Genomic DNA, 13,036 nt, shown 5'->3' on the forward strand with positions numbered 1-13,036 from the left:
CACAAGGAATTTCTGGTCGCCCATGAAAAAGCCCCGCCTGATCACCCAGGCGGGGCTTTTGCGTTACCCGGTGAAGCTTAGTTCGAGCTCACCGAAGAACGCGGTGCTACCGGCTGGTTGTCGTTGGAAATGGTCACTTCCACACGACGGTTCATCGCACGGCCCGACACGCTGCCATTATCCGCTACCGGATATTCCTTGCCATAACCCTGAGCGACGATGCGCGAAGGATCGACGCCCATCTTGATCAGAGCCATCTGCACGGAAGTCGCGCGGCGCTCGGACAGCGACTGGTTGTAGCTGGCGGTGCCAGTGCTGTCGGTGTAACCCTCGACGATCACTTTGCGATCCGGGTTTTCCTGAAGGAATTGCGCCAGTTTGTTGATGTTCACCAGACCGCTGGATTTCAGATCAGCCTTGTTGGTGGCGAACAGCACGTCACCGAAAGTCACCAGCGTGCCGCGATCGGTCTGCTTGGCATTGAGGCTGTCCTGCAGCTGTTTGATCTGCTGGTCACGCGCGTCCAAGCGAGCCTGAGCTCGTTGGGCAGCGGCGTTTTTCAGGTTGTTTTCAGCGGTGCGCAGAGCGATGGTCTGCTTGGCCACTTCCACGCGCTGGTTGGTCAGGTAAGCCAGTTGATCAACTTTGGCTGCGTCTTCTTTGTCCAGATAAGCCTTATCGGCCTTGTCCAGGTAATCGCTGGCGTCTTTGGTTTCCAGTGCCGCGACTTTGCTCGCCTGTGGGTTGGCCTGCAGACCGGCGTAGTTGGTGCGCGCCTGTTCCAGGTTCGGGTTAGGCGGGGTAGAGCAGGCAGCCAGTGCAACGCTTGCGGCCAGAAGAGCGGGAATCATCAGTTGCTTACGCATAATTTGTCGTCCTTTCTATCGATAAGAGTTTCAGCTTTGCGGTCGGGATGCGCGCTTACTGCACGGTGCGCTGGCTTTCCTGACGCAGTTCCTGAACACCTTTCTGGGAATCCTTCACAGCCTGTTCGGCCTTGGCGGCCTGAGCCTTGCGTTCAGCGACGCGAGCGTCCCATTCAGCCTGTTCGGACAGGCGACGGGCCTCGTCGTACTTCTTGTCGTGCATGGCGATTTCAGCTTGTTTCAGTTTGTCCTGAGCCTGCTTCATTTCCACCGCAGCGAATTCGGTACCGCCAGCGCTGACAGCGCTGTTGACGGCCGATTGGGTCACGGCGTATTGCTCGGTCGGTGGGTTACCGGCGCAACCGGCCAGTACGAAGCTGGTGCCGATGGCCAGAGCGGCCAGTTTCAGACCGCGCAGGTGGGAAAACGAGGTTTGGGTTTTCATGGTCTTCAACTCCATTAGGCATCTCCTGAAAATACAACTGAATCCATCCTGGCAGAGGAGCCGAAAGCATCGCTTGTTGACGCGAATTGAAACGCTCGTTCCAGGCGTGGTTACCTGTTCCGACCGGCGGCATTTTTGAAAAGTTCAGAAAAGATGGCCTATCGCCAAAAATTAAATTGACCGTTTGGACAAGGCTCTGGGACGGGAACTTTGGCGGTTTGAAGCGGTACGCGCGGATGAGTTTTAAGGTGATATCAGGGATGATCAGTACCCTGTGGGAGCTGGCTTGCCAGCGGTGAGGCCATCATGCTCAGCACATCTTTGACTGAACTGCCGCCATCGCGGGCAAGCCCGCTCCCACTTTTTCTCGGTGTCAGGAATCAGTGCTTCTGTTTGTTCTCAGTCGAGGACAAATCATGCAAATGCCGTCGCGACAACGCCAGAAAACGCGGCGTCGGGCCGACATCCTCGTACAGCGGATCACCTTCTTCATCCGTCGCCACCACCGTCGAACCCTTCACATACGGCAGGCTCGCTTCGAACTCCTCAAGCGCAGCGCCGATCAGTTCGCCGAGCAGTTCTTCGGGATGGCGCTTGGGATACATCTCGGCAATCGCCGCCAGCCTGGCGGCGGATTCCACATCCAGATGAATCGTGTAGCCAGTATCGGTCAGGCGACCTTTGGCGTTTTCTTCCCAATGCTGGGCGAGTTCACGAATTTTCATGATGACCTCATTTAGCGCCTGCGGATGGCAGGCCTGGGTGAATGGCCGGCAGCGCCGGCAGCGGGCCGTCGTACGGCTTACTGTTGAGACTGGCTTTCGCGCGCAAGGTTTAAGTCGATTCGTCGCCTGCTTGTAAGAAGCGGCGCAGAGCGGCACTCTCTGGCAAAGCATTCATTTCTGCGCTGTCCCCGATTACCGCTGGAGAACTGCTGATGACCGATATTGATGCACGCTTGCGCGAAGACGTTCACCTGCTCGGAGAGCTGTTGGGCAACACCATTCGAGACCAGTACGGCGAGGCGTTCCTCGACAAGATCGAGCAGATCCGCAAGGGCGCCAAGGCCGACCGGCGCGGCTCGATGGACGCTGAACTGAGCGCCAGCCTCAATCAATTGAGCGAAGATGAATTGCTTCCGGTCGCGCGGGCCTTCAACCAGTTTCTCAACCTGGCCAACATCGCCGAGCAGTATCAGTTGATCCATCGCCGCGAGGAGTCGCAACCGGCGCCGTTCGAATCGCGGGTATTGCCGGAACTGCTCGCGCGCCTGCGCAGTGAAGGGCACTGCGCCGAATCTCTGGCCCGGCAACTGGCGCGGCTGGAAATCGAACTGGTGCTGACCGCGCACCCGACCGAAGTGGCGCGACGCACGTTGATCCAGAAGTACGACGCGATCGCCGCGCAACTCGCCGCGCAGGATCATCGCGACCTGACGAGCGCCGAGCGCGAGCAGATCCAGACCAGGTTGCAGCGCTTGATCGCCGAAGCCTGGCACACCGAAGAAATCCGCCGCACCCGCCCGACGCCGGTCGATGAAGCCAAATGGGGCTTCGCGGTGATCGAGCATTCTTTGTGGCAGGCGATCCCCAACCATATGCGCAAGGCCGATCAGGCGCTGTTCGCCGCCACGGGCCTGCGCTTGCCGCTGGAAGCCGCGCCGATCCGCTTCGCCTCATGGATGGGCGGCGACCGTGACGGCAATCCCAATGTCACCGCCGCCGTCACTCGCGAAGTCTTGCTGCTGGCGCGCTGGATGGCCGCTGATTTGTATCTGCGCGATGTCGATCACCTTGCTGCCGAATTGTCGATGCAGCAGGCCAGCGACGCGCTGAAGGCCAAGGCCGGCGACAGTGCCGAACCCTATCGCGCGGTGCTCAAGCAATTGCGCGAACGTCTGCGTGCGACGCGTAATTGGGCGCACGCTGCATTGACCGCCCCGACCCCTGCACCCGCCGATGTGCTGCACGACAATCGCGATCTGCTTGAGCCTTTGCAGCTGTGTTTCAACTCGCTGCACGAGTGCGGGATGGGCGTTATCGCTGACGGGCCGTTGCTCGATTGCCTGCGCCGCGCGGTGACGTTCGGCCTGTTTCTGGTGCGCCTCGATGTGCGTCAGGATTCGACCCGGCACAGCTCGGCAATGACCGAAATCACCGATTACCTCGGCCTCGGCCGCTATGAGGAATGGGACGAAGAACGGCGCATCAATTTCCTCACCGAAGAATTGAGCAACCGCCGTCCGCTGCTGCCCGCGCATTTCAAACCGTCGGCCGACACCGCTGAAGTGCTCAATACCTGCAAGGAAATCGCCGCCGCACCCGCTGCATCGCTGGGTTCTTACGTGATCTCCATGGCTGGCGCCGCCTCTGATGTGCTCGCGGTGCAACTGCTGCTCAAAGAGTCTGGTGTCCTGCGGCCAATGCGCGTGGTGCCGCTGTTCGAAACCCTCGCCGACCTCGACAACGCCGGACCGGTGATGGAGCGTCTGCTGTTGTTGCCGGGCTATCGCGCGCGCCTGCACGGCCCGCAGGAAGTGATGATCGGCTATTCCGATTCGGCCAAGGATGCCGGCACCACTGCTGCGGCGTGGGCGCAATATCGCGCGCAGGAACGCCTGGTGGAAATCTGCCGCGAACAGCAAGTCGAACTGCTGCTGTTCCACGGTCGCGGCGGTACCGTTGGCCGTGGCGGCGGTCCGGCGCACGCGGCAATTCTGTCGCAACCGCCGGGTTCGGTGGCGGGGCGTTTCCGTACCACCGAGCAGGGCGAAATGATTCGTTTCAAATTCGGCCTGCCGGACATCGCCGAACAAAACCTCAATCTGTATCTGGCCGCCGTGCTCGAGGCGACCTTGTTGCCGCCACCGCCGCCGACGCCTGAATGGCGGCATCTGATGGACGAATTGGCGGCGGACGGTGTCAGCGCTTACCGCCAGGTCGTGCGGGAAAATCCGCAATTCGTTGAGTACTTCCGTCAGTCGACCCCGGAGCAGGAATTGGGACGTCTGCCTCTGGGCAGTCGCCCGGCCAAGCGCCGCGCCGGCGGTATCGAAAGCCTGCGGGCGATTCCGTGGATTTTCGGCTGGACCCAGACGCGGCTGATGCTGCCGGCATGGCTGGGCTGGGAGACCGCACTGAGCAAGGCGCTCGAGCGCGGCGAGGGCGAATTGCTTGGGCAGATGCGCGAACAGTGGCCGTTCTTCCGCACCCGCATCGACATGCTGGAAATGGTGCTGGCCAAGGCCGACGCGGATATCGCGCAGTCCTACGATGAACGTTTGGTCGAGGCGAACCTGCTGCCGTTGGGCGCGCAGTTACGCGACCTATTGTCGCAGGCCTGCTCCGTGGTGCTTGGTCTGACCGGGCAGTCGCAGCTGCTGGCGCACAGCCCGGACACCCTCGAATTCATCCGCCTGCGCAACACCTACCTCGACCCGCTGCATCTATTGCAGGCCGAACTGTTGGCGCGTTCGCGGCAGCAGGAAGTCGAGCAGGACAGCCCGGTAGAACAGGCGCTGCTGGTGTCTGTGGCGGGGATTGCCGCCGGATTGCGCAATACCGGCTAAGGTTGCTGAGCAGTTCAGGCGGCATTCGCGATGAGAGTCGGATGTCGCCGCCCTTGGCGTAGGAAAGTGCCGCGAGGCGACAGTTAATGTTGGGGTTGCGACTTGGGTTACCGCGTCGCAAGGTCACGGCGGGCGTCGGTTTCTCCGACTTTTGGCGTCTTGTGTGGGCGCAGCCTGCTGTGTATCTTGATCAGCCTTTGGCCGTTTGTGCGGCCACGACCCGTATTTTCAGGATCCGCCGGTTACGAGCGAATCCTTTGTTTTGTAAAGCTTTTATATAAAAAATTGAGGAGCACATCGATGCGCGTCATTCTGCTGGGAGCTCCCGGGGCCGGTAAAGGTACTCAGGCAAAGTTCATCACCGAGAAATTCGGCATTCCGCAAATCTCCACCGGCGACATGCTGCGTGCGGCGGTCAAGGCTGGCACTCCACTGGGCGTGCAAGCCAAGAGCATCATGGATGCCGGCGGCCTGGTGTCGGATGACCTGATCATCGCGCTGGTCAAGGACCGCATCGCTCAACCTGATTGCGCCAACGGTTTCCTGTTCGACGGCTTCCCGCGCACGATTCCGCAGGCTGAAGCACTGGTCACTGCCGGTGTCGAGCTGGACGCAGTGGTGGAAATCGCTGTTGAAGACGAAGAAATCGTCCAGCGCATCGCCGGTCGTCGTGTTCACGAAGCCAGCGGCCGCGTGTACCACATCGTCTACAACCCGCCGAAACTGGCTGGCAAGGACGACATCACCGGCGAAGAACTGGTGCAGCGCAAGGACGACACTGAAGAAACCGTGCGTCATCGCCTGTCGGTCTACCATTCGCAGACCAAGCCGCTGGTGGAGTTCTATCAGAACCTTTCCGCCAAGAACGGCGGCAAGCCGAAGTACAGCCACATTCCGGGCGTGGGTTCGGTCGATGCAATCACCGCCAAGGTGCTGGCCGCGCTGAGCTGAAAAGTCTGATCGGCTGCATCATCCACGGCCCGCTTGCGGGCCGTAGTTGTTTATACTGACGCACTTTTTCCCCACCCCTGTTTTGGAAACATCGATGAGCACCTTGCTGGCCCTGGACACCGCGACTGAAGCTTGCTCCGTTGCCTTGCTGCATGACGGCAAGGTCACGAGCCATTACGAGGTGATCCCGCGTTTGCACGCGCAGAAGCTGCTGCCGATGATCCAGCAATTGCTCGCCGATGCCGGCACCACGCTGCAAGCGGTCGATGCCATTGCCTTTGGCCGTGGTCCGGGCGCGTTTACCGGTGTGCGCATTGCCATTGGTGTCGTGCAGGGTTTGGCCTTTGCGCTGGATCGACCGGTGTTGCCAGTGTCCAACCTTGCCGTGCTGGCGCAGCGTGCCTTTCGTGAGCATGGCGTAAGCCAGGTCGCGGCCGCCATCGATGCCCGGATGGATGAAGTGTATTGGGGCTGCTACCGCGAGACGGCGGGGGAGATGCGCCTGGTCGGCGCCGAAGCGGTGCTGCCGCCGGAGGTGGCTGCGCTACCGGCCGATGCCACAGGTGACTGGTTCGGTGCCGGTACCGGTTGGGGCTACGCCGAACGCATTGCCGTCAATCTGAGCGGCTCCGATGCGGGCATGCTGCCCCACGCCGAAGACTTGCTGACGCTCGCGCGTTTCGCCTGGGAACGCGGCGAGGCGATCCCGGCGGACGACGCACAGCCCGTCTATCTGCGCGATAAAGTCGCCACCCCCAAAGCCCGCTGACAGACACTTTCTCCTGTGGGAGCGAGCCTGCTCGCGAAGGCTTCTGGTCAATCAATGCATATATTGAATGTGCTGGACTCGTCGGGAGCGGGCCCGCTCCCACAGGTTCATTGGTCACATACAAATATCGCCAATCGTCAGTTTCTTCCCCCTCCCTTAAAACCTTTTGCGCTTTCTGTGTTCTAGTTATCACTCGGCGGTTTGCTAAGTCGGTCAAGTGCCGCTAAATTGCCATCATCGATACCGAGCATGACATTATGCGTATAGACGGCGTTTCCACTCAGTCCTACCCCATCAAGCGCAAGCCGCGTAAAGGCAATGCGGCGCTGGATGAATCCGTCGACATCATCGACGGCGAGCTGGAATTCCCGAGCGAAGAGCAGATGGCCGCCCGTGCAGCCCAAGCCACCGCGCAACGCCTGAGCAACCTGCCTGCCCGCCAACAAGACATGATCTACCACCGCGCGATGAAGAAAAGCGTAGCCATGGCCCTGGCCAGCTACCTGAGCACCGCCGGTTTTGTTGATTGGGATGCGGACGTGCTGGGCCTCGATCTGTATATCTGATGAATTTGCCTTACTACCTCGGATGCCCGTCCTGGAGTGAAAATGCCTGGCGCGAATATCTGTATCCGGTAGACGCAAAAACTTCTGACTTTCTCGCTCTCTACTGCCAGGTGTTCAACGCCGTCGAAGGCAACACCACCTTCTACGCCAGCCCATCGCCAGCCACTGTGCAGCGCTGGGCCGAGATCATGCCGGCGCACTTTCGCTTCACTGCCAAATTCCCCGGCGACATCAGCCACAGTGGCGACTTGCGCGAGCAACTGACCGCTGCCGAAACCTTCCTGCAATTACTCAAGCCGTTAGGCGGACGTGTTTCGCCGCTGTGGCTGCAACTGTCGAAAAGCTTCACGCCGCAGCGTCTGCCGGAGCTCGCGGCGTTTATCGATGCGCTGGATTGCCCGCTCGCGGTCGAGGTGCGCAATGAACAGTTCTTCGCCAAGGGCGAGAGCGAGCGTCTGCTCAATCGTCTGTTGCTGGATCGCGGTGTCGAGCGCATCTGTCTCGACCCGCGCGCGCTGTTCAGCTGCTTGTCGACCGAGTCCTCGGTGATCCACGCACAATCGAAAAAGCCGCGTGTACCGACGCGTCCCGCGGCGTTTACCCAGTTTCCGCAGGTGCGCTTCATCGGCCATCCCGAGCTTGAGGCCAACGATGCGTTTCTCATGCCGTGGGTGGCGAAGATTGCTGAATGGATCGAAGAGGGGCGCACGCCTTACATCTTCCTGCACACCGCCGACAACCTGTTGGCAGCGAAACTCGCGCAACGTTTTCACGCCCAGCTGGTGCAACGTTTGCCTGGCTTGCCCACGCTGCCTGAGCTATACAGAGAACCCGCCGTCGAGCAGCTTGGCTTGCTCTGAGGCGGTTTTTTCTGCCCGGGAGCTCGTCGATGAACGTCGAAGTCAGTCAACAGCAACTCCTCAAAGCCCAAGCCTTCAAGGCCCTGCATGATCGCCAGGGAATCTTCGTCATCCCCAATCCGTGGGATGCCGGCTCGGCGAAGATGCTCGCCAGTCTCGGCTATCAGGCCTTGGCCACCACCAGTGCCGGTTACGCGTTTTCCCAGGGCAAGGCTGATGGTGCGCTAAGTCTCGACGAGACCCTGGCCAATGTCCGGGCGATTGTGGCAGCGACGGATCTGCCTGTGGCGGTGGATCTGGAAAACGGTTTTGCCGATGATCCGGTCGAGTCTGCGCAGAGTCTCTTGCGCGCCGCCGAAGCGGGCGCAGTGGGTGGGTCAATCGAAGATGCCACGGGCCGTCCGGACGCGCCGATCTATTGTTTCGAACACGCCGTGGCGCGGATTGAAGCCGCTGTCGCGGCGGTGCGCACGCTGCCGTTTCCCTTCATCCTCACCGCTCGAGCGGAAAACTACCTGCACGGCAACCCTGACCTCGACGACACCGTTCGCCGTTTGCAGGCATTTGCCGAAGCGGGTGCCGACGTCCTCTATGCACCGGGTTTGCGCAGCGCCGAGGAAGTGCTCGCAGTGGTGCAAGCGGTGGCGCCAAAACCGGTCAATGTGTTGATGTCTGGCGGTTTGAAACTGACCGTGCAGCAACTTGAGGAAATGGGCGTACGCCGCATCAGCACCGGCTCGGCACTGGCGCTGGCGGCGTTCGGCGAGTTCTTCCGCGCGGCTGAAGAAATCCAGCAATCCGGCACCTTTGGCTTCACGTCACAGTCGATGCCGTATGCCAGGGCCAATCAATTCTTCAAGGACTGAGGATGGGACGTTGGCTGTTCTGGGGGTTGTTGCTCGCGATGGGTGGTGCAGCGGTAAGTGTCTGGCGCGGCTGGTTGGAGGTGCCGCCACAGTGGAATCCGTGGGCGCCATTGGACATAAAAGCCGCGCCCAACTGGCTGACCGGTTACAAACTCATGCGCCTGCGCAGTGATCCTGAATTGTGCGCACAGGCATTGAGCAGCTCGGATCTGCGCGTCAGTCCCCAGGCCGACAGTCCCGGAGCCAAGTGTCCGCTGATCGGTGCTCTGCGGGTGCAGGGCGGTGAAGTGGCGCTGAGCAGCAGTTTCATCGCCAGTTGCCCGCTGGCGGTGGCCTACGCAATGTTTGAACACCACACCCTGCAACCGGCGGCGCAATCGCTTTACCGCCAGAAGATCGCGCGGGTCGATCACTTGGGCAGCTTTGCCTGTCGCAATGTCTACAACCGTGAGAGCGGTGCCCTTAGCAGACATGCCAGCGCCGACGCGCTGGACATCGCCGGTTTCCGCCTGGCTGACGGACGCACGATCAGCGTGCTCAAGGATTGGCCCAGGCAGAATCAGGACGCAGAGTTTCTGCGCCAGCTGCGTGACGGCGCCTGCGAGTCATTCAGTGTGGTGTTGAGCCCGGATTACAACGCCGCTCATCGCAATCACTTTCATGTCGATGTCGGGCGCTGGAGCGTGTGTCGCTGAGAATCAGGCGGCGAGGCGCAGGTTCTGCAGAACGATCGGGCGCGCCCAGCCATTATCGAAGTCCAGCGCTTTCTGTTGCTCGACGATTTCTTCCGGCGGGAACGGCGGGTAAGGCTTCTGCAGCAAGTCCAGGTCGAACTCGGCAATCGGCAGGTACAGCGGACGTTTCTGCGGAGCAGGACCTGGCTCCGGCAGTGGCTGGCCATTGTTGATCACGATCGGGCGTACCCAGCTGCTGTCGAAATCCTGCTGCTCTTGCTGAGCCTGGAGTTCTTCTGGCGGGAACGGTGGGAACGGCTTGTCCAGCAGCTCCATTTCGAACTCGGCGATCGGCAGGAACAGTGGCTCTGGCGGGCGAACCTGGGTTTCGACCACATCGCATTCGCGCTGGCTGACGATGTGCGCGTGCAGCTCGCTGCCAACGGTTGGTTCTTCCGGGCTGTTCAGGTCAACCGGTGGAAACGTGCCGCAGGCCGGCACCACTTCACTCGTCTGTTCGGCCAGGGCCTGGGCAAAGAAATCCTGCCACAGGTGACTGACGCCGCTCAGTGCTTGAGTGTTATGACGGCTGAAGTCGCCATGGGGCGAAACGTAGCCAATCGATGTGGGAAGAATGCCTGACATTTTTTTCGGTTGACGCTCAGCTCTGGCAAAATGCGCGTTGAATGGTTTATCGGCGGTTTTTGTCGATCCTTAACTTTTTTGAGCGTTTTTTCATGATCGAGTCACCCGCGGCCTGCCGCATCCATGTCCAGGCCCTCGCCCCGACGTTTCAAGCGCAAGCCGAGCACTGGGCCGAACGTCTCGGCCTGCCGCTCGGCGAGACGGACGGCGAGTTCGCCTTGCAGGTCGGCGAGCAGGGTTTGCAGTTGCAGCAGCTCGGCCCGGATGCCCCGGGCCCGGTGCGGGTCGACTTTGTCGAGGGCGGCGCGGCGCATCGTCGTTTGTATGGTGGCGGCAGCGGCCAGATGATCGCTAAAGCGGTCGGCATCGCCCAAGGCGTGCGCCCGCGGGTGCTGGATGCCACGGCAGGCCTGGGCAAGGACGCGTTTGTGCTGGCCAGTCTCGGTTGTGAAATGAGCCTGATCGAGCGTCAGCCGCTGATCGGCGCACTGCTTGAGGACGGCCTGGCCCGAGCGGCAGAAGATTTCGATGTAGCGCCGATCGTGGCGCGGATGAAGTTGCTCAAGGGCAATTCCATCGAAGTGATGCGCAGTTGGGAAGGGGAGCCGCCGCAGGTGATCTACCTCGACCCGATGTTCCCGCATCGTGAGAAAACCGCGCTGGTGAAAAAGGAAATGCGCCTGTTCCGCCCGCTGGTCGGCGATGATCCGGATGCCCCAGCCTTGCTTGAAGCCGCGCTGGCGCTGGCCACGCACCGGGTGGTGGTCAAGCGCCCGCGCAAGGCACCCTGCATCGAAGGGCCGAAACCGAGCCATGCGCTGGATGGCAAATCGAGCCGGTATGACATTTATCCGAAGAAAGCGCTGAAGCCCTAGAAGCAGCTGCAAGCTACAAGCTACAAGCTACAAGCTACAAGCCAGAGCCAGAGCCAGAGCCAGAGCCAATTCACTGCTTTTGCTTTTTCTTGCAGCTTGCAGCTAGAAGCTCGCAGCTGCTCCTCCCCCATAGGCCCTGATAAACAACCCCACCACCTCCCGCACATGCCGTTCCGCTGCCTCTCCGGTCAGCGGCTCGCCGCAGCCGTACAACAAACGGAAATTCCCCGCGCCTTTGATCAGGCAGAAGAAATGCTCGGCGGCGTTGCGTGGCTGGTCGATGCTCAGCGCGCCGGTTGCATGGATTTTCGTCAGCAGACCTTCCATGCCGTTGACCACGCGCTCGGGGCCGGCCTCGAAGAAAATCAGAGACAGCTTCGGGTCCTGACTGCCCAGCGCCATGATCAGGCGGTGCAGGTTCACTGATTCATCGCTATTGATCAGTTGGTGGAAGCCCCGGGCAATGTTCAGCAATACATTTTCCACCGCGATGCCGTCCGGCAATTCGAAGAACAGCGGTGGCAATTGTTCCTCGCATTTGGCGACGACGGCGGCAGAGAACAGCGTCTCCTTGTCGTTGAAATGGCTGTAGACCGTCAGCTTCGACACGCCGGCCTCGCTGGCCACCGCGTCCATGCTGGTGTTGGCGTAGCCATGGCAGAGAAACAGGGTTTTTGCCGCATCCAGGATCGCCTGGCGCTTGGCCAGATCCTTGGGACGACCCGGACCGTTTGGAGCTGAAAGATTGTTCGACATTCTTCGCTTTTAATACTGGACTGGTGAGTTTGCTATTAATACCATACCCGCCAGTATAAATATTCCAAGCCTCATTCGCGAAAGGTCCGTCACCATGTTCCGCCATGCGTTGTCCTTTGCCGTGCCAGTCAGTCTGGCGTTCCTGTTATCGGCGTGCGGTCAGGAAGAGGTGACCAGAGTCGCCGTGCGACCGGCCATGGTGGTACAGCCCGAGCCTTCGGCGCAGGCGATGGAAAGTTATCCGGGCGAGGTGCGAGCCCGTTATGAGCCTGATCTGGCGTTCCGCATCGGCGGCAAAGTCAGCCGACGACTGGTCGACGAAGGCCAGCGCGTCAAGGCCGATCAGCCATTGGCCGAACTCGATCCGCAGGATGTGCGCCTGCAACTGGAAGCCACCCGCGCGCAGGTTGCTGCCGCCGAGGCCAATCTGAACCTGGTGCGCGCTGAGCGCGATCGCTACAAAACCCTGATGGATCGGCAGATGGTCAGCCGCTCGGCCTACGACAATGCCGAAAATCTATACCGCTCCGGCGAAGCGCGCCTTAAACAAATCAAAGCCGAATTCAACGTTTCGACCAACCAGGCCAGTTACGCGGTGCTGCGTGCGCCACAGGACGGTGTGGTGGCCAAGCGTTCGGTGGAAGTCGGCCAAGTGGTCGCTGCCGGGCAAACCGTGTTCACCCTCGCCACCGATGGTGAGCGCGAAGTGTTGATCAGCCTGCCGGAGCAAAGCTTTGGCCGCTTCAAGGTCGGTCAGCCAGTGACCGTGGAGTTGTGGGCACAGCAGAATCAGCGCTTCGCCGGGCAGATCCGCGAGTTGTCGCCGTCCGCCGATCCGCGTTCACGCACTTTTGCCGCGCGCATCTCGTTCACCAGCGGCAAAGTCCCGGCCGAATTGGGGCAAAGCGCCCGGGTGTTCGTGCAGTCGGCCGACAGTGTCTCGTTGTCGATACCGCTTTCCGCGCTGACCGCTGAAAACGGCGCGACCTACGTCTGGGTGGTCAATGGCAACAACACGTTGAAGAAAACCCCCGTGCGGGTCGGTCCGTTCGGCGAGAAAAGCGTGGCGGTGCTCGAAGGCCTGAATGCCAGCGACTGGGTAGTGGCTGCCGGTGTCCACGTATTGCTCGACGGCCAGCAGGTGCGACCAGTGGATCGCTCCAACCGTGTGGTCAATCTGGCGAACAAGGAGTAA

14 protein-coding genes are annotated in these 13,036 nt (G+C 60.7%); 9 read left to right on the forward strand and 5 right to left on the reverse strand.

The annotated features are described in order from the left end of the window. Positions 1 to 77 precede the first annotated feature (77 nt). From ACZZZ4_RS14205 to ACZZZ4_RS14215, 3 genes are all read right to left on the reverse strand, one after another. A complete protein-coding gene (locus ACZZZ4_RS14205) occupies positions 78 to 866 on the reverse strand; it encodes a lipotoxin F family OmpA-related protein LptF (RefSeq protein ID WP_024011746.1) in 789 nt (262 codons plus the stop codon). A gap of 55 nt (positions 867 to 921) precedes the next feature. Beyond that, entirely contained in the window at positions 922 to 1,326 is a 405-nt protein-coding gene (locus ACZZZ4_RS14210) for a DUF4398 domain-containing protein (protein ID WP_024011747.1), read from the reverse strand. Between the two features lie 365 nt (positions 1,327 to 1,691). Continuing rightward, positions 1,692 to 2,036 (reverse strand): pilin assembly protein, encoded by a 345-nt coding sequence (locus tag ACZZZ4_RS14215; RefSeq protein ID WP_065615306.1) that lies wholly within the window; start codon positions 2,034 to 2,036, stop codon positions 1,692 to 1,694. A 212-nt stretch (positions 2,037 to 2,248) separates the two neighbouring features. Between ACZZZ4_RS14215 and ppc the strand changes: the two genes are divergently transcribed. The 7 genes from ppc (at position 2,249) to ACZZZ4_RS14250 (ending at position 9,586) form a co-directional block, all read left to right on the forward strand. Continuing rightward, positions 2,249 to 4,879 carry a phosphoenolpyruvate carboxylase gene (gene ppc / locus ACZZZ4_RS14220; RefSeq protein WP_463548064.1) on the forward strand — a complete coding sequence of 877 codons (2,631 nt, stop codon included), beginning with the start codon at positions 2,249 to 2,251 and terminating at the stop codon, positions 4,877 to 4,879. 300 nt (positions 4,880 to 5,179) lie between these two features. Continuing rightward, entirely contained in the window at positions 5,180 to 5,830 is a 651-nt protein-coding gene (adk, locus tag ACZZZ4_RS14225) for an adenylate kinase (RefSeq protein ID WP_039762420.1), read from the forward strand. A 94-nt stretch (positions 5,831 to 5,924) separates the two neighbouring features. Beyond that, complete coding sequence (gene tsaB, locus ACZZZ4_RS14230) at positions 5,925 to 6,599, forward strand: tRNA (adenosine(37)-N6)-threonylcarbamoyltransferase complex dimerization subunit type 1 TsaB (protein ID WP_463548065.1); 675 nt, start codon at positions 5,925 to 5,927, stop codon at positions 6,597 to 6,599. A 257-nt stretch (positions 6,600 to 6,856) separates the two neighbouring features. Continuing rightward, positions 6,857 to 7,165, forward strand: coding sequence for a hypothetical protein (locus tag ACZZZ4_RS14235; RefSeq protein WP_042606956.1), 309 nt, complete (start codon positions 6,857 to 6,859; stop codon positions 7,163 to 7,165). Further along, positions 7,165 to 8,025, forward strand: coding sequence for a DUF72 domain-containing protein (locus tag ACZZZ4_RS14240; protein ID WP_463548066.1), 861 nt, complete (start codon positions 7,165 to 7,167; stop codon positions 8,023 to 8,025). The genes ACZZZ4_RS14235 and ACZZZ4_RS14240 overlap by 1 nt, the downstream gene beginning before the upstream one ends. Positions 8,026 to 8,054: 29 nt before the next feature. Continuing rightward, entirely contained in the window at positions 8,055 to 8,891 is an 837-nt protein-coding gene (locus ACZZZ4_RS14245; protein WP_463548067.1) for an isocitrate lyase/PEP mutase family protein, read from the forward strand. Between the two features lie 2 nt (positions 8,892 to 8,893). Beyond that, the gene (locus tag ACZZZ4_RS14250) at positions 8,894 to 9,586 is read left to right on the forward strand and encodes an extensin-like domain-containing protein (protein ID WP_415763533.1); all 693 of its coding nucleotides are present in this window, start codon (positions 8,894 to 8,896) and stop codon (positions 9,584 to 9,586) included. Between the two features lie 3 nt (positions 9,587 to 9,589). Here the strand turns inward: ACZZZ4_RS14250 and ACZZZ4_RS14255 are convergent, their stop codons facing one another. Then, positions 9,590 to 10,210, reverse strand: coding sequence for an energy transducer TonB (locus ACZZZ4_RS14255; protein WP_415763532.1), 621 nt, complete (start codon positions 10,208 to 10,210; stop codon positions 9,590 to 9,592). Positions 10,211 to 10,302: 92 nt separating this feature from the next. Here ACZZZ4_RS14255 and ACZZZ4_RS14260 point away from each other — a divergent pair, with 92 nt between their 5' ends. Further along, a complete protein-coding gene (locus ACZZZ4_RS14260) occupies positions 10,303 to 11,085 on the forward strand; it encodes a class I SAM-dependent methyltransferase (RefSeq protein WP_463548068.1) in 783 nt (260 codons plus the stop codon). 102 nt (positions 11,086 to 11,187) lie between these two features. Here the strand turns inward: ACZZZ4_RS14260 and ACZZZ4_RS14265 are convergent, their stop codons facing one another. Then, positions 11,188 to 11,841, reverse strand: a complete 654-nt coding sequence (locus ACZZZ4_RS14265; protein WP_324174977.1) for a TetR/AcrR family transcriptional regulator — start codon at positions 11,839 to 11,841, stop codon at positions 11,188 to 11,190. A 94-nt stretch (positions 11,842 to 11,935) separates the two neighbouring features. Here ACZZZ4_RS14265 and ACZZZ4_RS14270 point away from each other — a divergent pair, with 94 nt between their 5' ends. Then, entirely contained in the window at positions 11,936 to 13,036 is a 1,101-nt protein-coding gene (locus ACZZZ4_RS14270; protein ID WP_463548069.1) for an efflux RND transporter periplasmic adaptor subunit, read from the forward strand.

The sequence above is a fragment of the Pseudomonas sp. AC252 genome (assembly GCF_979258105.1).

Coding starts and splice junctions, on each gene's coding strand:
- ACZZZ4_RS14260 (WP_463548068.1), top strand. CDS start 10,303: ATGATCGAGTCACCCGCGGCCTGCCGCATCCATGTCCAGGCCCTCGCC.
- ACZZZ4_RS14235 (WP_042606956.1), top strand. CDS start 6,857: ATGCGTATAGACGGCGTTTCCACTCAGTCCTACCCCATCAAGCGCAAG.
- tsaB (WP_463548065.1), top strand. CDS start 5,925: ATGAGCACCTTGCTGGCCCTGGACACCGCGACTGAAGCTTGCTCCGTT.
- ACZZZ4_RS14255 (WP_415763532.1), bottom strand. CDS start 10,210: ATGTCAGGCATTCTTCCCACATCGATTGGCTACGTTTCGCCCCATGGC.
- ACZZZ4_RS14270 (WP_463548069.1), top strand. CDS start 11,936: ATGTTCCGCCATGCGTTGTCCTTTGCCGTGCCAGTCAGTCTGGCGTTC.
- adk (WP_039762420.1), top strand. CDS start 5,180: ATGCGCGTCATTCTGCTGGGAGCTCCCGGGGCCGGTAAAGGTACTCAG.
- ACZZZ4_RS14215 (WP_065615306.1), bottom strand. CDS start 2,036: ATGAAAATTCGTGAACTCGCCCAGCATTGGGAAGAAAACGCCAAAGGT.
- ACZZZ4_RS14250 (WP_415763533.1), top strand. CDS start 8,894: ATGGGACGTTGGCTGTTCTGGGGGTTGTTGCTCGCGATGGGTGGTGCA.
- ACZZZ4_RS14240 (WP_463548066.1), top strand. CDS start 7,165: ATGAATTTGCCTTACTACCTCGGATGCCCGTCCTGGAGTGAAAATGCC.
- ACZZZ4_RS14210 (WP_024011747.1), bottom strand. CDS start 1,326: ATGGAGTTGAAGACCATGAAAACCCAAACCTCGTTTTCCCACCTGCGC.
- ppc (WP_463548064.1), top strand. CDS start 2,249: ATGACCGATATTGATGCACGCTTGCGCGAAGACGTTCACCTGCTCGGA.
- ACZZZ4_RS14245 (WP_463548067.1), top strand. CDS start 8,055: ATGAACGTCGAAGTCAGTCAACAGCAACTCCTCAAAGCCCAAGCCTTC.
- ACZZZ4_RS14265 (WP_324174977.1), bottom strand. CDS start 11,841: ATGTCGAACAATCTTTCAGCTCCAAACGGTCCGGGTCGTCCCAAGGAT.
- ACZZZ4_RS14205 (WP_024011746.1), bottom strand. CDS start 866: ATGCGTAAGCAACTGATGATTCCCGCTCTTCTGGCCGCAAGCGTTGCA.